Annotated in this window: 19 protein-coding genes; 10 read left to right on the top strand and 9 right to left on the bottom strand. The window is 74.1% G+C overall.

Going from position 1 to position 16,501, the window contains the following annotated elements:
• Positions 1 to 83 precede the first annotated feature (83 nt).
• Positions 84 to 659 carry a CGNR zinc finger domain-containing protein gene (locus tag FZ988_RS02740; protein WP_149202439.1) on the bottom strand — a complete coding sequence of 192 codons (576 nt, stop codon included), beginning with the start codon at positions 657 to 659 and terminating at the stop codon, positions 84 to 86.
• A 31-nt stretch (positions 660 to 690) separates the two neighbouring features.
• Here FZ988_RS02740 and FZ988_RS02735 point away from each other — a divergent pair, with 31 nt between their 5' ends.
• Positions 691 to 1,092 (top strand): RidA family protein, encoded by a 402-nt coding sequence (locus FZ988_RS02735; protein WP_149202438.1) that lies wholly within the window; start codon positions 691 to 693, stop codon positions 1,090 to 1,092.
• Between the two features lie 62 nt (positions 1,093 to 1,154).
• Here the strand turns inward: FZ988_RS02735 and FZ988_RS02730 are convergent, their stop codons facing one another.
• Positions 1,155 to 1,622, bottom strand: a complete 468-nt coding sequence (locus tag FZ988_RS02730; protein WP_149202437.1) for a GNAT family N-acetyltransferase — start codon at positions 1,620 to 1,622, stop codon at positions 1,155 to 1,157.
• Between the two features lie 54 nt (positions 1,623 to 1,676).
• Between FZ988_RS02730 and FZ988_RS02725 the strand changes: the two genes are divergently transcribed.
• Both FZ988_RS02725 and FZ988_RS02720 read left to right on the top strand, forming a co-directional pair.
• Positions 1,677 to 2,018, top strand: coding sequence for a DUF2200 domain-containing protein (locus tag FZ988_RS02725; RefSeq protein WP_149202436.1), 342 nt, complete (start codon positions 1,677 to 1,679; stop codon positions 2,016 to 2,018).
• Positions 2,019 to 2,085: 67 nt separating this feature from the next.
• Positions 2,086 to 2,394: a hypothetical protein gene (locus FZ988_RS02720; protein ID WP_149202435.1), complete on the top strand. Its 309-nt coding sequence runs from the start codon at positions 2,086 to 2,088 to the stop codon at positions 2,392 to 2,394.
• Between the two features lie 69 nt (positions 2,395 to 2,463).
• On the opposite strand, the gene FZ988_RS02715 is transcribed toward FZ988_RS02720, so the two are convergent.
• Positions 2,464 to 3,165 (bottom strand): phosphatase PAP2 family protein, encoded by a 702-nt coding sequence (locus FZ988_RS02715; protein ID WP_149202434.1) that lies wholly within the window; start codon positions 3,163 to 3,165, stop codon positions 2,464 to 2,466.
• A gap of 142 nt (positions 3,166 to 3,307) precedes the next feature.
• On the opposite strand from FZ988_RS02715, the gene FZ988_RS02710 reads away from it, so the two are divergent.
• The 3 genes from FZ988_RS02710 to FZ988_RS02700 all read left to right on the top strand — a co-directional run bounded on the left by FZ988_RS02710 (position 3,308) and on the right by FZ988_RS02700 (position 8,791).
• Positions 3,308 to 4,549, top strand: a complete 1,242-nt coding sequence (locus tag FZ988_RS02710; protein WP_149202433.1) for a sensor histidine kinase — start codon at positions 3,308 to 3,310, stop codon at positions 4,547 to 4,549.
• The gene (locus FZ988_RS02705; RefSeq protein ID WP_149202551.1) at positions 4,546 to 5,211 is read left to right on the top strand and encodes a response regulator; all 666 of its coding nucleotides are present in this window, start codon (positions 4,546 to 4,548) and stop codon (positions 5,209 to 5,211) included. Before FZ988_RS02710 ends, FZ988_RS02705 begins: the two co-directional genes overlap by 4 nt.
• Positions 5,212 to 5,428: 217 nt before the next feature.
• Entirely contained in the window at positions 5,429 to 8,791 is a 3,363-nt protein-coding gene (locus FZ988_RS02700) for a carbohydrate-binding protein (protein ID WP_149202432.1), read from the top strand.
• Positions 8,792 to 8,920: 129 nt separating this feature from the next.
• Here FZ988_RS02700 and FZ988_RS02695 read toward each other — a convergent pair whose 3' ends face one another.
• Both FZ988_RS02695 and FZ988_RS02690 read right to left on the bottom strand, forming a co-directional pair.
• Positions 8,921 to 9,895 carry a LacI family DNA-binding transcriptional regulator gene (locus tag FZ988_RS02695; RefSeq protein ID WP_246169120.1) on the bottom strand — a complete coding sequence of 325 codons (975 nt, stop codon included), beginning with the start codon at positions 9,893 to 9,895 and terminating at the stop codon, positions 8,921 to 8,923.
• A gap of 89 nt (positions 9,896 to 9,984) precedes the next feature.
• Positions 9,985 to 10,881 carry a hypothetical protein gene (locus FZ988_RS02690; protein ID WP_149202430.1) on the bottom strand — a complete coding sequence of 299 codons (897 nt, stop codon included), beginning with the start codon at positions 10,879 to 10,881 and terminating at the stop codon, positions 9,985 to 9,987.
• Between the two features lie 257 nt (positions 10,882 to 11,138).
• Here FZ988_RS02690 and FZ988_RS02685 point away from each other — a divergent pair, with 257 nt between their 5' ends.
• Both FZ988_RS02685 and FZ988_RS02680 read left to right on the top strand, forming a co-directional pair.
• A complete protein-coding gene (locus FZ988_RS02685) occupies positions 11,139 to 11,699 on the top strand; it encodes a cysteine hydrolase family protein (protein ID WP_149202429.1) in 561 nt (186 codons plus the stop codon).
• Between the two features lie 65 nt (positions 11,700 to 11,764).
• Positions 11,765 to 12,016: a hypothetical protein gene (locus FZ988_RS02680; RefSeq protein WP_149202428.1), complete on the top strand. Its 252-nt coding sequence runs from the start codon at positions 11,765 to 11,767 to the stop codon at positions 12,014 to 12,016.
• A 64-nt stretch (positions 12,017 to 12,080) separates the two neighbouring features.
• Here the strand turns inward: FZ988_RS02680 and FZ988_RS02675 are convergent, their stop codons facing one another.
• Positions 12,081 to 13,031 carry a DMT family transporter gene (locus tag FZ988_RS02675; protein ID WP_149202427.1) on the bottom strand — a complete coding sequence of 317 codons (951 nt, stop codon included), beginning with the start codon at positions 13,029 to 13,031 and terminating at the stop codon, positions 12,081 to 12,083.
• A gap of 40 nt (positions 13,032 to 13,071) precedes the next feature.
• Here FZ988_RS02675 and FZ988_RS02670 point away from each other — a divergent pair, with 40 nt between their 5' ends.
• Positions 13,072 to 13,566 (top strand): MarR family winged helix-turn-helix transcriptional regulator, encoded by a 495-nt coding sequence (locus tag FZ988_RS02670; RefSeq protein ID WP_149202426.1) that lies wholly within the window; start codon positions 13,072 to 13,074, stop codon positions 13,564 to 13,566.
• A gap of 23 nt (positions 13,567 to 13,589) precedes the next feature.
• Here the strand turns inward: FZ988_RS02670 and FZ988_RS02665 are convergent, their stop codons facing one another.
• Positions 13,590 to 14,129 carry a putative immunity protein gene (locus FZ988_RS02665; RefSeq protein ID WP_149202425.1) on the bottom strand — a complete coding sequence of 180 codons (540 nt, stop codon included), beginning with the start codon at positions 14,127 to 14,129 and terminating at the stop codon, positions 13,590 to 13,592.
• 136 nt (positions 14,130 to 14,265) lie between these two features.
• Between FZ988_RS02665 and FZ988_RS02660 the strand changes: the two genes are divergently transcribed.
• Positions 14,266 to 15,408, top strand: a complete 1,143-nt coding sequence (locus FZ988_RS02660) for a hypothetical protein (RefSeq protein ID WP_149202424.1) — start codon at positions 14,266 to 14,268, stop codon at positions 15,406 to 15,408.
• Here the strand turns inward: FZ988_RS02660 and FZ988_RS18885 are convergent.
• Entirely contained in the window at positions 15,365 to 15,592 is a 228-nt protein-coding gene (locus tag FZ988_RS18885) for a helix-turn-helix domain-containing protein (RefSeq protein WP_149202423.1), read from the bottom strand. The two genes, FZ988_RS02660 and FZ988_RS18885, sit on opposite strands and share 44 nt — an antisense overlap.
• Positions 15,589 to 16,305 carry a hypothetical protein gene (locus FZ988_RS18880; protein ID WP_149202422.1) on the bottom strand — a complete coding sequence of 239 codons (717 nt, stop codon included), beginning with the start codon at positions 16,303 to 16,305 and terminating at the stop codon, positions 15,589 to 15,591. The genes FZ988_RS18885 and FZ988_RS18880 overlap by 4 nt, the downstream gene beginning before the upstream one ends.
• Between the last annotated feature and the right edge of the window lie 196 nt (positions 16,306 to 16,501).

Here is a 16,501-nt window from a genome sequence, read left to right as displayed (position 1 = left end):
GGCGGGGCGCGTCGCGTGCCGCAGTGGTCGCGGCCCCGCGATCGCAGCGCCGAGACCCGCCCCGTCGCTCCTGGCTGGTACAGCTAGGCGTCCGCGCGGTGCGCCCTGACCTTGGCGCGGTTGCCGCAGACCTCCATCGAGCACCAGCGCCGTTGGTTCGCCCGGCTGGTGTCGACCAGCAGGAGCCCGCAGTTCTCGGCCGCGCACACACGGATGCGCTGCGCCAGGGGGCTGCCGAAGAGGTCGATGGCGTCGCGCGCGAGCGTGGACAGGGCCGCGGTCGCGGTCGGCGCGACGACGGTGGCTACGCCGTCGGGCAGCAGCGCGGGCGTGAGGGGCGGGAGGGCTGCCGCTGCGTTGATCGCCGCGACGTCGCCCGGCCGCGGGCGCTCGACCGTGACCGGCGGCGTGCCCTCGGCGAGGCCGTACGCGATGCGGGTCACCGCGCCGCGCAGCACGCGCAGAGCCGCGAGGTCGCGCTCGTCCGCGGGCGGCGCCGGGATGTCGAGGAGGCGGGCGAGCAGACGGCCGACGTCGTCCGGGCCGTGCACGATCTCCCACCGCGCGAGCTCGTCCTCGCCGCCCGTGTGTGCCAGGTCGAGGCAGGGGCGGCCCGTCCGGAAGCGGCGGCGCAGGTCCGGCTCGGAGCTCTGTTGCATGTAACCACCTTAACTGGTTACATCTCGTCGCATGACATCCATCACGCACATCAACCCGCCGAGCCTGCACTCGAGCCCCGCCTTCACCTGGACGGTGCGGGTGCCCGCCGGCGCCGACACCGTCTACGTCGGCGGCATGAACGGGGTGGGGCCCGACGGCGCCGTGGTCGGGCCCGGCACGGCGGAGCAGTTCCGTCAGGCGCTCGCCAACCTCCGCACGTGCCTCGAGGCGGCCGGCGCCCAGGTCGCCGACGTCGTGAAGTGGACGATCTTCCACACCGACGGCGCGGACGTGCAGGAGGCCGTCGCGGCCTTCGCCGAGTTCTGGCCGCACGACGCCGCCCCGCCGGTCATCACCGTGGTCACCGTGCTCGACGTGGGCCCGCCCGGGGCGGTCCTCGAGATCGACGCCGTGGCGGCCGTGCTGCGCTGACGACGGACGCGCAGCTCAGCGTCCCGGTGGGGGTGTGTCCCGGCACGCCTCGAGGCGCGGGCTCACAGCCCCCGCAGGTACAGCAGCATGCGGTAGTCCTGACCCGGCTCGACGTTCGTGAACCCGTGGCGCTCGTAGAACCGGCGCGTGTCGACGTCGACCTCGTCGACCCCGATGTGCATCTCGGCGCTGCCGCGGGCCCGGACCGCGTCGACGGCCGCGAGCAGCAGCGCCGTGCCGAGCCCCCGGTCCCGCAGGTGCGGGCGCACGTAGAGCTCCTCGAGCTGGGCGAGCGGGCCGTCGTGGTACGGCGTCGGTCGCAGCGTGAGGAACGCGAAGCCCGTCGGGTCGTCCGCCGGGCCCGTGAGCAGGACGATCACGTCCTCCCGGCCGAGCAGGCGCGCGAACCCGCGGCCCAGGGCGTCGGCATCCGGTGACTCGGTGTCGAACTCCCGGTTGAAGTCGAGCAGGAGCCGGCCCAGCACTGCGGCGTGCTCCCTCGTGGCGGCGACGACGTCGACGGCGTCCACGTGCCCCTCCCTGCCGTGCCGGCTCGGTGACCGGTCGAGTCCTACCCTGGCGGCATGAGCCGGATCTTCGCCACCGCCTTCAGCTCGGTCTACCCCCTCTACGTGACGAAGGTCGAGCGCAAGGGCCGCACGAAGGCGGAGCTCGACCAGGTCATCGAGTGGCTCACGGGCTTCGACGAGACCGCACTGGCGGCCCACCTCGCGGCGGGCACGACGTTCGAGGACTTCTTCGCAGACGCCCGGCTCAACCCGGATGCCGCCCTGATCACGGGCGTCGTCTGCGGGGTGCGGGTCGAGGAGGTCGCCGACCCCCTGATGCAGAAGATCCGCTACCTCGACAAGCTCGTCGACGAGCTCGCGCGGGGGAAGGCCATGGAGAAGGTGCTCCGGGGCTGAACGGCGACCTCACCGGAACGCTCGTGCGGCTCTGGTTCGGCGTCTGGCGCCGCGCTACGGTCCGGGGGTGATGATGCCTGCGACGTACGACGTCATGTGGATGCTGACCCTCTTCGTCCCCCTCGTGCTGGTCGCGGTCGGCGCCTTCGCCCTGTACTGGGTGGTGCGGCGCGCGGTCAGGGACGGCATCGTGGACGCTCGGCAGGCCGAGGGCAGGGTCCTCGCGCCGCAGCAGCCGGGCTGGCCGACGGCGGCTCCCCAGGCTGGCGTGCCGGGCGGCCCGCCGGCACCGGGCCCCCAGACGCCCGCCCCGCAGGCACCCGCCCCGCAGCAGCCGCGGCCGGACACGCAGGGCCCGGACGTCATCGGCGACTGAGTCGGCGGGGCGCGTCGCGTACCGCTCTGTCGTTGCGCCTGGACGTCGTCGCCCGCGTGCTGACCGGCGTCACGGTGCACCGTGCCGCGAGGAGGTCGACGCGTCGCCGGGCGTCGAGCCGGCAGCCGTCGCGGCACCGGCCCTCCGGTGCAGGACGGCGCTCGCGGCGAGGACCGCGACGGCGACGGTCAGGGTCCCGAGCGCGAGACCCGCGACGACGTCGTGGACGTAGTGCACCCCAGCGCCGACGCGGGAGGACGCGACCAGGAGCGCCGCAGGGGCTCCGAGCCAGAGGGATCGTGGCAGCGCGAGGGCGCACGCCGTCGCGAAGGCCGCAGCCAGCGTGGCGTGGTTCGAGGGCCACGACCAGTCGCCGCTCTCCGGGCACGCCAGGAGCGTGGCGATGTCGAGGCCGCGGCACGGACGCTCCTCGGTGACGAGGAGCTTGATGCCCTCGCTCAGCGTGTAGGCGGCGACCACGCCGACGCCCGCGACGAGGAGGGTTCGGAAGGCGCCCCGATCGCCACGGATGCTCCAGGCCGCGATCGACGCGGTCATCGCCACGAGGACGAGCAGGCCGGCCTTCGCGACGAGCGACACGGCCGGGGCGAGTGCTGACCCCTCGGCCGCACCCGCGACCGCGAGGAAGAGCGGCTCCCGGATGGGGACGCCGGCCGCCGCGATGACGGTGAGGGCCGAGCCGACGATGACGGCGACGCGGGAGTGCCGCCGGGTGGTGTCCACGCGGGACGGGTGGGTGAGGGTGCTCATGGCCTCCACGCTCGCCCCGGCGGGCCGTCCGGCACCTCCCGCTGCGGTCAGCAGCACCTACCTCTCTGGGCAGAGTGAGGACGACCGGGCGTGGGCCCCTGGTCGGATGTGCCACCGGGTCGAGGGACGCCACAGTCGGGGCATGAGCGGCGTGCGGCTGTCCGAGGCGGACGAGGCGCCTCCGGGGCCGCCGGAGCGGCGCGGGCTGCGCGCCGTCGGCGACGGCGTCGCCTCGCTCGCCCTGGCTGTGCTCGCGATGCTCCCGCGGCCGGGCGTCGGCGTCCCCGGCGCGATCCTCGTACTAGCCCTGGGCGTCGGCTGGGGTCGGCGCGGCCTGCTCCGGGGCGCGCTCGTGGGTGCGGCGATGCTCGCGATCCATGTCGGCATGCCCCTGGCCGCGACCGTGACCGGGCATGAGGCGCCGACCGGCGAGCTCCCGTTCGCGCTCATGCGGGCCGGGGTTCCCTGGCTGGTCGCGGTCGCCTGGTACCAGCGTCGGCAGATCCAGCGGGACGCACGTGACCTGGCCGCGCAGAGCAGGCTCAGGGACGAGGTCGTCGCGGACAACGAGCGGGCCACGGAGAGGCTGGTGCTCGCGGAGGGCCTGCACGACGACCTCGGCCACGCCCTGAGCCTCGTCGCGCTGAACCTCGGGGCGCTCGAGGTGCGGCGCGACCTCGCGCCGGACGTCCACGCGCGGATCACCCGGGCGCGGGAGGAGCTCGCGGCCGCCGTCGAACGGCTCGGCGCCTCGGTCGCGGCGCTGCGCGCAGGCGCCGACGACCGGGCGTCGACCCCCGACGGGGCGTTGCCGGCCCGAGACCGACAGCCGCCGGCCCTCGACCCGGCGGAGGTCGTCGCCCGCGCGCGACGTTCCGGGATGCGGGTGCGGGTCACCGGCCATGAAGGGGCGGCCCCGGGCCGTGGGCTCGACGGTGAGCTCCTTCCGCGCGTCCTGCAGGAGGCGCTGACCAACGCGGCGAAGCACGCCCCGGGCGCGGACGTCCGGGTCGAGCTCGTCGAGGCGGCGGATGCCCTGCACGTCGTCGTCCGGAACCCGACGCCGCGCGACGGCGAGCGCACCGGGGCGCCCGGCCGTGCGGGTGGCACGGGCCTCGCCGCGCTCGGATGGAGCCTGCGGGTGGCCGGCGGGCAGCTCTCCTGGCACACCACCGCGGGGGAGTTCGTCCTCGCCGCGCGGGTCCCGGTGAACGGTCGTGAGCGCGTGGCCGCGTCGTGCCTGGAGGCCTCGCGCGAGACGCCCGCGGCGTTCGCGATCGCGACGGCGGCGCACCGCAAGGGCGCGCTCGTGCTTGCGGGCGCCGCCCTCGTCATCGTCGTGGCCCTCGCCGTCGTCGAGCTCTCGACGAAGGGGCCGTGGTGACGGCGGCGGTCTCGACGATCAGGGTCCTGATCGCGGACGACGAGGCCCTGGTGCGCGCCGGGATCGCCGCCATCCTCGGTGCGGACCCGGACATCGAGGTCGCCGCCGAGGCGGGCAACGGTGCGGACGCCCTCACGATCGCCCGCACGACCCGGCTCGACGCGCTCGTCCTCGACATCCGCATGCCCGGCATGTCCGGGCTGGACGTGCTCCGGACGCTGCGCAGCGAGCGGTGCGAGACACCGTGCCTGTTCCTCACGACCTTCGGCGAGGACGCGTACGTCGCCGAGGCGCTCGACGTCGACGCCGACGGATTCGTCCTGAAGTCCGGTGACCCGCGTGAGCTCATCTTCGGCGTCCGCGCGGTCGTCGGTGGCGGCGCATTCTTCTCCCCGGCGATCGCGCGACGCATCCTGCCCCGGCACCTCGGCGCCAGCACCTCGCGCACCCTCGACGCGAAGCAGGCCTTCGCCTCGCTCAGCCCGCGGGAGCAGGACATCCTGCGGCTGGTCGGGCGGGGGCTCTCGAACGCCGAGATCGCGGCCGACCTCTTCCTCGCCCAGGGCACCGTGAAGACGCACGTCTCCTCGATCCTGCGTCGCACCGCGGCGCGCAACCGTGTCGAGGCTGCGCTCATCGCCGTCCACGCGCACGAGGCCTGACGGCGCCCGAGCGAGGAACGCCGGGGCCGCGGGCTCGACGGCCCCGGCCTTGACGCGGCACGCCTCACGCGCCAAGGTGTGACTCGGCAGGTGACACGAGTCACCTGCGCCTGTGACAGCCAGGCCGCTCACCCCTCGACGTGGAGGAGGCACCCGGACACCTCGCGCCGTCACCACCAGCACCGACCCGTCGGTCCCCTCAATCCTTGGAGTGCGGATGCATGCGCACGTAGGTATCTCGAGATCCCGAGCACCACGAGCCCGGCTCGACCGGAGGCTGCTCGCCGGCCTCACCGTCGCCGCGACGCTCGCCGTGGGGCTCACCCAGGCCACCGTGCTGGCGCCCGAGGCGGCCGCGGCCGTCCCGGTCGGCGACGGCAGCTATGCCGAGGGCACGCCCCCCGGCGGCGGCGTCCCGACCGAGTGCAACAACACCCCGGTGACGAACCCGCGGGCGCACACGACCGCGAACTTCCCGGCCGGCGCGAGCCCGACCAACGACTGGTGGACGTCGCTGCTGTGGCGCAAGTTCAACTGCGACGCGGTCTCCGAGAACCTCATGGCGCACCCGCTCGCCCTCCACGCCTTCACCAACGGCCTCGGCGTCAGCTACCCGACGACAGTGCAGATCTCCGGCACCGCGACGGGCGTGGGCGAGTACCACTACCCCTACTCGGAGGACCTGCGCATCGGGCTCGCGGGCCTCGACGCCGACGGCAAGGTCGACGACTACTCCGACTGGACCGTGAGCACCCTGTGGCAGAACGGCTCCACGAGCCTGCGCACGACCTTCGGCCACGGCCTGCCGTTCGTGTACGCCACGCGCACGGGCTCGGCCGACGCGACGCTCACGACGACGGGCACCCCGCGCGTGTGGTCGTCGTCGGGCGGCACCCTCGGCTTCACCGCCAACGGGCACGACTACGCGGCGTTCGCGCCGACGGGCGCGTCATGGAGCGTCTCGGGAACGACCGTCCGCTCCTCGCTCGCGGGCGGCTCCTACTTCTCCGTCGCGGTGCTGCCGACGACGGCGCAGTCCACCGACGCGCAGCGCGCCGCGGCCCTCGCGGCGTACGCGCCCTACGCGCACAACCACGTGACCGGGACGACGGTCTCCTGGGCGTACGACGAGGCGTCGGCGAACATGACCGCGACCTACGCGTTCGAGACGACGGCCCGCCAGGGCAACGGCACCGGCACGGTGTTCGCGCTCTACCCGCACCAGCGGGACATGCTCACGGGCGTCACCCCGAGCGCGTACAGCTACCACTCGCCACGCGGTCCGATGAGCGTCGTCGTCGGCGCGTCCCAGTTCCGCACGCAGACCGAGTTCAACGGCGTGATGCCGCAGCTCGCGAACACCGCGTTCCAGGCCGGCTCGGCCGACGCCGCGCAGCTCGCCGGCTACGTGAACGACGTCGCGGGGCAGGACCCCTTCGCCGGTTTCGGGGAGGACACCTACTGGACGGGCAAGGCGCTGGGCCGCGCCGCGCAGGTCGCGAACATCGCCGACCTCACCGGCAACGCGACGGCACGCGACCGGCTGGTCGCCGCGATGCGCACCCGGCTGACCGACTGGTTCACGGCGTCGCCCGGGGAGACGGGCCGGGCGTTCTGGTACAACCAGGCCTGGGGCACCCTCATCGGCTACCCGGCGTCCTACGGGTCGGACGTCGACCTCAACGACCACCACTTCCACTACGGGTACTACGTCGTGGGCGCGGCGACCGTCGCGCAGCACGACCCCTCGTGGGCGCAGCGGTACGCGGGCATGGTCCAGACGGTCGTCAAGGACGCCGCCAACTGGGACCGCGGCGACTCCCGCTTCCCGTTCCTGCGTGACTTCGACATCTACGCCGGCCACGACTGGGCCGCGGGCCACGGGGCGTTCGGCGCGGGCAACAACCAGGAGTCGTCCTCCGAGGGCATGAACTTCGCCAGCGGGCTCATCCAGTGGGGCGAGGCCACGGGCGACACGCAGATGCGCGACCTGGGCATCTACCTCTACACGACGCAGGCGTCGGCCATCGAGAACTACTGGTTCGACACCGACGACGAGGCCTTCCCGGCCGCGTTCGGGCACTCGACCGTGGGCATGGTGTGGGGCGACGGCGGGGCGTACTCGACGTGGTTCAGCGCGGAGCCCGAGATGATCCAGGGCATCAACCTGCTGCCCAGCACCGCGGGGCACCTCTACCTCGGGTACGACCCGGCGTACGTGCGCCGCAACGTCGCCGAGCTCGAGCGCAACAACGGCGGGCCGGCGACCGTGTGGCAGGACATCATCTGGGAGTTCGAGGCGCTCGCGGACGGACCTGCGGCGCTCGCCGACTTCCGGTCGCAGGCCGGCTCGTACACCGTCGAGGAGGGCGAGTCGCGGGCGCACACGTTCTACTGGCTGGCCTCGCTCGCGGGGCTCGGTCACGTGGACCGGTCGGTCACGGCCGACACGCCGCTGCACGCCGTGTTCCTCAAGGACGGTGTGCGCACCTACCAGGCGGCGAACATGGGGCAGCAGGCACAGACCGTGACGTTCTCCGACGGCGTGCGCCTGACCGTCCCGGCACGCTCGGTCGCGAGCTCGACCGGCGGCGACCCGACGGACCCCACGGATCCGACGGATCCGACGGATCCGACGGACCCGACGGACCCGACCGATCCGACGGACCCGACGGACCCGACCGATCCGGGCGCGATCCCGGCGACGTCGCGCATCGAGGCGGAGTCGTTCTCGGCGGCGTCGGGCGTCTTCGTGGAGCCGACGTCGGACGTCGACGGCGGGAAGAACCTGGGCGCGCTCGCGAACGGTGACTTCGTGCGGTTCGACGACGTCGACTTCGGCACGACGCCGAAGACCACGTGGCTCTCCCGGGTCGCCTCGGGCGCCGCAGGCGGGGTCAGCGGGCTCGTCAACGTCCGGCTCGACTCGCGCACGGGCCCGTCGATCGGCAGCTTCGCGATCGGCAGCACCGGCGGGTGGCAGTCCTGGCGCAGCGTCCCCGCGGACATCGCGGCGACGACAGGCGTCCACGACGTCTACGTGACGTTCGACTCCGGCCAGCCGGCGGACTTCGTCAACCTCAACTGGCTGACGTTCGGCCCGTCGGGCTCGACGACGCCGACCGACCCGACGCCGACGGACCCGAGCGACCCGTCGACGCCCGCCCCGGTCCTCGCGACCTCGACGATCCAGGCCGAGGCGTACGCGTCGGCGTCGGGCGTCATGAAGGAGGCGACGTCGGACACGGGCGGCGGCGAGAACCTCGGCGCCCTCGCGAACGGTGACTGGATCGCGTTCGAGGACGTCGACTTCGGGTCCACGCCGCTGACGACGTTCACGGGGCGGGTCGCCTCGGGCGCGGCCGGTGGTGTGAGCGGCCTCGTGAACGTGCGGCTCGACTCACGGACCGGTCCGTCGATCGGGAGCTTCGCGATCGCGAGCACCGGCGGCTGGCAGGCGTGGCGCTCCGTCCCCGCGGCGATCGCCGGGACGACGGGCGTGCACGACGTGTACGTGACGTTCGACTCCGGCCAGCCGGCGGACTTCGTCAACCTCAACTGGCTGACGTTCAGCCGCTGACCTCGACCGGCCGGCCCCCGGCCGTGCCGCAGGCGAGGTGATCCCCGGCCCGTGCGCTCCGCGGAGCGCACGGGCCGGGTGCTGTCCGGCGCCGGGACCGGGCCGTGCGCCGGCGCAGGTCAGGTCGGGTCAGGTCGATGCGCGCGTGACCACGTGGAAGAGGTCGTCGGGCCGGGCGGGGAGGGCGGTGCCGTCGAGGGTCGCGACGACGCTCGCCGCGAGGTGGGCGGCCTGCGCGTCGACCGCCTGCCACACCGTGGACAGCGGGGGTGCGGCAAGGCGCGCGGCAGGCGTGTCGTCGACGCCGAGGACCGCGACGTCGTCGGGCACGCGCAGACCCTCGGCCCGGGCCGCGGCGAGGACGGCGATCGCGACGTCGTCGTTGTACGCGGCGACCGCGGTCACCGGGTGGGGGCCGGTGCGCCACGCGCGCAGGGCCGCGACGGCCGCGTCGACGTCCAGCGGCACGGTTGCCACCTGTGGCTCGGGCAGGCCACGCTCGGCGCACTCGAGCCGGGCGCCTGCGACGCGCCGGTCCGTGAAGGCCGCGAGGCGCGGGTCGTCGGGAGCGGCGTAGGCCAGGTGCGTGTGCCCGCGGTCGGCGAGGTGCGTGACCTGGAGCCGGCCGATCTGCGTCTGCGGGACGGCGAAGACCCCACGGTCGGCGTCCTCGTCGAGCGTGGTGCCGACCACCTTGATCCCGGCCTGCACCATGGCGCGAACGTCGTCGTCGTCGAACCGGCTCAGCCCCACGACGGCGAGCGGGGTGACCTGCCGCCACAGCTCCGCGAGGGGCTCCGGGCCGCGGTCGTGGTGGACCAGGATCGTCAGCCCGCGGCCGGCGAGCGCGGTGGCCAGGTCGTCGAGGAGGGTGTCGATGATGGGACCCACGGGCCAGTCGGGCAGCACGCACAGGACGATGTCGTTGCGGCCGCGACGTAGCGTGCGGGCCGCGGCCGAGGGGGAGTAGCCGAGGCTCCGGGCGGCCTCGCGCACGCGCTCGCGGGTCGCCTCGGAGATCTTGGCGCCCGCGGTCCCGTTGAGCACGTAGCTGACGGTCGTGCGGGAGACGCCGCTCGCGCGGGCGACGTCGGCACTCGTCACGCTCGGCACGGCTCCTCCTCGACCTCGGGGGCGGTCACGTGCACGCTACCCGCGCGGGTCGAGGGAGCCCGTGCGACGCCCCCGGGGCGCTAGCAGGAGGCGGTCAGGGTGCTGCTCACGACCACAGCGTGCGTGTCGAGCGCGGGGCACAGGTCGCTGTCCGCGATCGACGTCACCGTGAAGCCCGCGAAGTCGCCGATGTTCTCCCGGTAGGACTGCACGTACGGCGTGCGGTCCGGGTTCGCGGCGTCGTACTCCTCGGGCCAGCCGTCGCCCGTCTCGAGGTAGTAGCTGAGGTAGGTGTCGATCGTCAGCGTGTCGCCGGGCGCGATCTGGGGCAGCCGACGCATCTCGATCGTCTCGCCGGCGACCTCCGCCGAGACGTCCTCGAAGGCCTGCGACACGTCGATGACCGACGTCTCGAGGTAGCAGTAGGGGTCCTCGGGCGCCTGGCCCGTGAACGAGTGCGAGATGGTCCAGCAGAGCTCCGAGCCGCCCTCGTAGAAGAGCTTGACCGTCAGGTCCTGGGTGTAGTCGTAGTGCGTGAAGACGGGCTCGCTCCCCGTGTTCGTGAACGCGAGGGTGACGTCGGTGGGGAACTCCTCCGCGGTCTCCATCTGCACCGCCGCCGCAGGGTCGAAGGGGATGACCGTCACGGTCAGCTCGATGTCCTCGTTCTCGTACCAGCGCAGCATGCCCGTCGCGGTCGTGGCGGCGTCCCCGCCGGCGGCCCCGGCGTCCGACCCTGCGTCCGTGCCCGTCTCCGTCCCCGAGGGTGCCGTGGACGTCGTGCCCGACGCTGCCCTGTCCTCCTTGGGTGACGTGCCCTCGTCTGCGCCTGACGCGCACCCGGACGCGAGGATCGCGATCGCTGCCGCTGCGGCTCCGACCCGCGCGACGAGCGGCCTCGCCGTGCCGCTCGTCCGTGCAGGGCGGAGGGCCTGGCTCGTCGGGCCCGGCCGGACGTCCCGTGCCCGCGCGTGCATGCGTGCCTCCGGCGTGGTCGAGGGGAGTGGGTCGGGCGCCGGGCGGGGGCGCGGCAACACGAGACGGCCAGGCTAGTGACGGGGCAGGGCGCGGCCGGCGCGCCTGGGCGTCCGAGGGCGTTCGGGGGTGTTCGGGCATCCCGTGGGGGCCGGTGCGCTCGCCCATGTTCCGGAAGTGGAGTGTCCGGAACCGCCGCTACGGTCGGCGATGCAGCGCCCGGCGCGGCGCGCCCGCCGACCAGCGACGAAGGAGAACCATGACCACCCTGGAGAACCGGCCAGCGACCGCACTGCTCGTCATCGACGTCCAGAACGGGGTCGTCGCCGGCGCGCACGCCCGTGACGAGGTCGTGGCGAACATCGCGAGCCTCGTGGAACGGGCCCGGACCGAGGACGTCCCCGTGGTGTGGGTCCAGCACTCCGACGAGGACCTCGCCCTCGGCAGCGAGGAGTGGCGCATCGTGCCTGAGCTCGACCCCCGTGAGGACGAGCCCCTCGTGAAGAAGACGTACGGGGACTCCTTCGAGGCGACGGACCTCGAGAGCGTGCTCGCGGGCCTCGGCGTCGGCCGGCTCCTCGTGGTCGGTGCGCAGACGGACGCGTGCATCCGCTCCACGCTGCACGGGGCCCTCGTGCGTGGCTACGACACGACCCTCGTGAGCGACGCGCACACGACGGAGGACCTGACGGAGTGGGGCGCGCCGCCGCCGGACCAGGTGGTCGCGCACACCAACCTGTACTGGTCGTTCCAGAAGGCGCCCGGTCGGACGGCGGGGACGGTGAAGACCGCCGACGTGGAGCTCGCGCCGGTCGTCTGAAGGAGCCCTGTCGCGGCACCGGATGTGGAAGGGTTCTCACACCGATCCGGTCGAGGAGGTCTGGTGTGAACCGTGGTGTCGCCGCAGCTGGCGGAGTGCTCGTGCTGGGAGGTCTGGTGCTGGGCGCGATGCCTGCGCCCCTCGCGGACTTCGGCTGTCGGCCGGCGTTCGACGTCCAAGCTCCCCTCGACCAGACGATCGAGGTCGAGGTGGCGTGTGCGAGCCTCCGTGCTGACCGGCAGAACGCCGCCGTCGGCCTGCTCGCGCTGGGCCTCGCGGGTGGCGCCGGGGCGGTGCTGCGCGACAGGCGCTCCTGACCCGGGCGCCGCTCCGGGCGATGCGGCAGCACGCCGTCGGGCACGGCGCGCGTAGTTGCGGTGGTCAGCGTGCGGGCACGCGGATCTCGACCGGGGGCGTCGTGTCGATCATCGGCGGCAGGCTGTCGGGGATCAGGGCGGGGGCGGCCGACCGGCCACGGAACCAGCGCGCCGCCTGCGGCTGGCCGAGCACGATGCCGACGAGCACGAGGGCCATGCCGCCGGCCTGGAGGACGCTGAGCCGCTCGGCGGCGACGAGGGTGCCGAGGAGCACGCCGGTCACCGGGTTGAGGAGGCCGATGAGGCCGACGGCGCCGGCGTCCAGGTGCGCGAGCCCGGAGAACCACGCCCAGTAGGCGAGCGCCGTCGCGACGAGGGACAGGAACGCGAACGCCCCGAGCTGGGTCGCGTCCAGTCGCGGTGGCGCGCCCTCGAGGACGAGGGCGACGGGGAGCACGACGAGGCCGCCGGACACGAGCTGCCACGACGCGAGCGGCAGGGGTCCCACCTCGCCCGCCCACCGCTTGGACAGGACGAAGCCGAGCGAGGACATGACCATCGCGGTCACGGACGCGAGGACGCCCCACGGGTCGGTGCGCTGAGCGCCCGTGAGCAGCATCGCGCACACGCCCAGGAAGCCGAGTGCGGCACCGGCCACGGAGAGCACACGTGGCCGCTCGGCGAGCAGCGGCCAGGCCAGCAGCAGCATCACGGCGGGCGAGAAGGCCATGAGCATGGACGCGATGCTCGAGGGCAGCAGCTGCGCGGCGACGTAGACGAGCACGAAGAACGCGCCGATGTTCAGGGTTCCGAGCAGTGGTGCGCGCCACCACCAGGCTCCCGTGGGCAAGGTGCGCGTGATCGCGAGGAGCAGCAGCCCGGCGGGCAGTGCGCGGATCACGGCTCCCCACAGGGCGTCGTCGGCCGGGAGGAACTGCCTGGTCACGAGGTAGCTCGCGCCCCACGTGAGCGGTGCGATGGCCGTGACGAGCGCCCAGCGAAGATTGCCTTCCATGGAAGAGAAGATATCTTCCGCGGAAGGTAGAGTCAACGCCATGCCGTACGACGACCACGTGGCACGCATCCAGCAGGCGTGGGCCACCGAGAGGCCCGACCTCGACGTGACCCCGCAGGGCATCATCGGCCGCCTCCACCGGCTCGCGGCGGTGCTGCGCGACGAGCTGCTCGTCGTCTACGGCGAGCACGGCCTGGGCGAGGGGGAGTTCGACGTCCTCGCGACCCTGCGCCGTGCGGGCGCGCCCTACGAGCGGGCACCCGGCGAGCTCGCCGAGCACACCATGGTCACGACCGGCGCCATGACCAAGCGCGTGGACCGGCTCGTCGAGGCGGGCCTGGTCACCCGCCGGCGCAGCGACGTCGACGGGCGGGGCCGCGTGGTCGCGCTCACCCCGCAGGGCCTCGACCTCATCGACCGGGCCATGACGGCCCACATGGCCAACGAGCACCGGCTGCTCGAGCCGCTGACCGCGCAGCAGCAGCGCGACCTCGAGCGGCTGCTCGTGACCTGGCTCGGCGCGCACGGGGGCTGAGGGTCTGCGCCCGACGGCGCACGTCAGCGCACGGCTGCGTCGAGCTGTCGGACGAGCTCGCCGACGCGCCCACCGCCCTCCGGCGCACGTGGGTAGCGACGCAGGACGTCGACCACGCCCGGCCCGGCCAGGGCGCGGCACCGTGCGAGGTGCTCGGCGCCGACCGCGGGGTCGCCGCCGGCGTCGAGCTCGAGGGCCCGCGCGGCGTGGGCCGCCGAGCCGAGGATGTGCTTGACCTGGGTGGCCTTCGGCAGGGGGTGCAAGAACGCCGCGCCCGCGGCTGCGAGCGCTGCGCGCGCGGCCTCAGCAGCCGGGGCGTGACCGGCATCGAGCGCGTCCCTGGCGGCGCGCTGAGCCGCCCAGGCCGTGTCCCGCAGCGCCTTGGTCCGGTCCCCGCCGGCCGCGAACGTGCGCGCGGCCTCGACCGCGGCGCGGGGGCGGACGTCGTCGGGCCGGTCGCGCTCGACGAGAGCGAGCGCGGGCTCGGCGCAGGCGACCGCGTAGGACGCGACGGCGCGCAGCTCGGGCAGGGTGAGGTCGATGGTCGAGGGGTCGTCCGCCATGGGGCGATCCTCCCCGCTGAGCGGGCGACGCTCAACGACGTCGCCGTCAGCGGCGCGGGCGCGGAGGTGCGACTCGCCGGGTACCTGGGCCCTCGGGCACCCTCGGGGTGCGTCGGCGCGGTCTACAGTCGCCCGCGTGCCGTCGCAGCCCCCGGTCCTCGAGTCCCCGGACATCGACTCCCCGGTCCTCCCGTCCCCGGCCCCCGCGTCCCCGTCCCGGTCTCCGCTCACGCTGACCGCCCTCGACCGCGGCCCGGACGAGCTGCCCGTGCACGTCGTCGAGACGGACGACCTCCGCCTCGCGTTCCTGCCGACCGTCGGCGGGCGGCTCGTCTCGCTGGTCTGCGGCGGCGCAGAGCTGCTGTGGCGCAACCCCGAGTACCTCGACGACGCGCTGCGGACGGTGCGGCCCCGGTCCGGGTGGGCGCCGCTCGACGGGACGATGGCCTCCTGGGCGAACGTGGGCGGCGCCAAGACGTGGCCCGCCCCGCAGGGCTGGTCCGGTCCGCACGAGTGGCCCGGCCCGCCGGACGCCGTGCTCGACGCGGGGGAGTTCGCCGTCGACTCCCGCTGGGACGAGGACGCTCGGGAGCTCGTCGTGACGCTGACCGGCCGCGACGACGCCCGCACCGGCCTGCGTGTGACACGTGAGCTGAGCGTCCCCGAGCGCGGCGCGACGTTCAGTCAGCGCACCACCTTCACGAACGTCACCGACCGGGCCGTGCGATGGTCCGTCTGGGAGGTGGCCCAGGTGGACACGTCCGCGTTCGCGGCGTGCGGTCAGGACGCCGTGCCCGACGGCGCGGGCCCCGACGACGCGGGCCCCGACGACGCGGGCCCCGACGGCGCCGGCCTGTGGGTCGGGGTGACGGGTGCTGCCGAGCCCGTGGGCCTGGTCGAGGAGTTCGGTCGCCTGCGCGTGGGCCGGCCGCACGCCGGGCGCCGGGCCGTGGTCGTCGAGGACGTCGTCGGGAAGGTGGGCTTCACGGACGCCGACGGCACCCTGGCGCTGCGCCGGCCGGACGGCGCGGGGATCGAGTGGCGTGTCGCCATGGACGACGGCGAGTACCCCGACGGCGGCTGCCGTGTCGAGCTCTGGATGCAGTACCCGACGGCCGAGCCGCTCGGTGTCGGCGACCTGCACCCCACCGCGCACCTCGTCGAGCTCGAGGCCCTCACGCCGCTCACCACGCTCGAGCCGGGCACGTCCGTCGAGCAGCGGATCACCTGGACGGTCAGCCCGCCGCGACACCCAGCAGGTCACCCGGCTGACAGCTGAGGGCGTCGCAGATCGCCGTGAGCGTTGAGAAGCGGATCGCCTTGGCGCGCCCGTTCTTCAGGACGCTCAGGTTCACCACCGTGATGCCCGTCGCCGCGGCGAGCTGGACGAGCGTCATGCCGCGCTCGTCCAGCAGGCGCCCGAGGTCGCACGTCACGCGGTGGGTGGCGTCGTCGGCGTTCACACGAGCCCGTCGGTCTCCGCCGCGAGGCGCTCCCCGCGTCTGCTCGCAACAGCCAGCCCCGCGAGCAGCAGCACGATGAGCCCGGGCCACCAGGCGGCACGCAGGTGCGGGGCGACCCAGCCGTCCGGGACCGGTGGCCCGCTGTAGAGGTGGTCGGCGAGGACCGCGGACGCGGCGTGGAACGGCAGCACCGACGCGCAGACCCAGGCGACCAGCGCGATCGCCGCCGCGATGCCGAGGCGCCGTGCGGTGCCGGGTGCGAACGGCTCCGCGGCGGCGTAGGAGCGGACGACAGGGACGAGGGTCAGCAGGATCGCTCCCGCCCCGACCAGGCCGGCCCACCAGGGCGCATCCGCCTCGAGCGAGGTCAGCGCGTCCGCCTCGAAGACCTCCATGACCAGGCTGCCCGTGTTCCGGACGGGGAACGGCGTGCCGCCGACCCACTCGGACGGCGACAGGCCGTGGCCCGAGGAGATCGCCCCCGTGGGGTCCTCGTACCCCTCGACCTCCGGGATCACGCCCGGCTCCGTCCATGTCGCCTCGCCCGCCATCCGCACGGGCACGGTCTGGGCCCGGTAGACGCCGACCGCCGACTGCGCCGCGTACACCAGCCCGAGCGCCACGGCGGCGACACCGAGGAGGGCGACGACGGCCACCACGATGCCCGCACCGACGGTCTGCCGGGGTGGGGCCTCGCTCTGCATCGCCGGCATGGTCGCTCCTCGTCCTGGACGGGTCATGGCATGCATATCGACAGTCGATGGGTCGGGCTTGAGCTGCCGATGCGGTCCCCCTCTCCGAGGGGTCTGGGACCGCTCCGCCCGAACCCGCCGAATACGGACGGGACCGAAAACACCGAAACCCCTTGCGGCCCGCTCAGGGCCGTGCCAAGGTCGGCTTCGCCCCCGC

This window comes from Actinotalea subterranea, assembly GCF_008364845.1.
GTDB classification, from domain to species: Bacteria; Actinomycetota; Actinomycetes; order Actinomycetales; family Cellulomonadaceae; genus Actinotalea; species Actinotalea subterranea.
The sequence above is the reverse complement of the archived record's forward strand: the minus strand, read 5'-3'. Positions and strand labels throughout refer to the sequence as shown.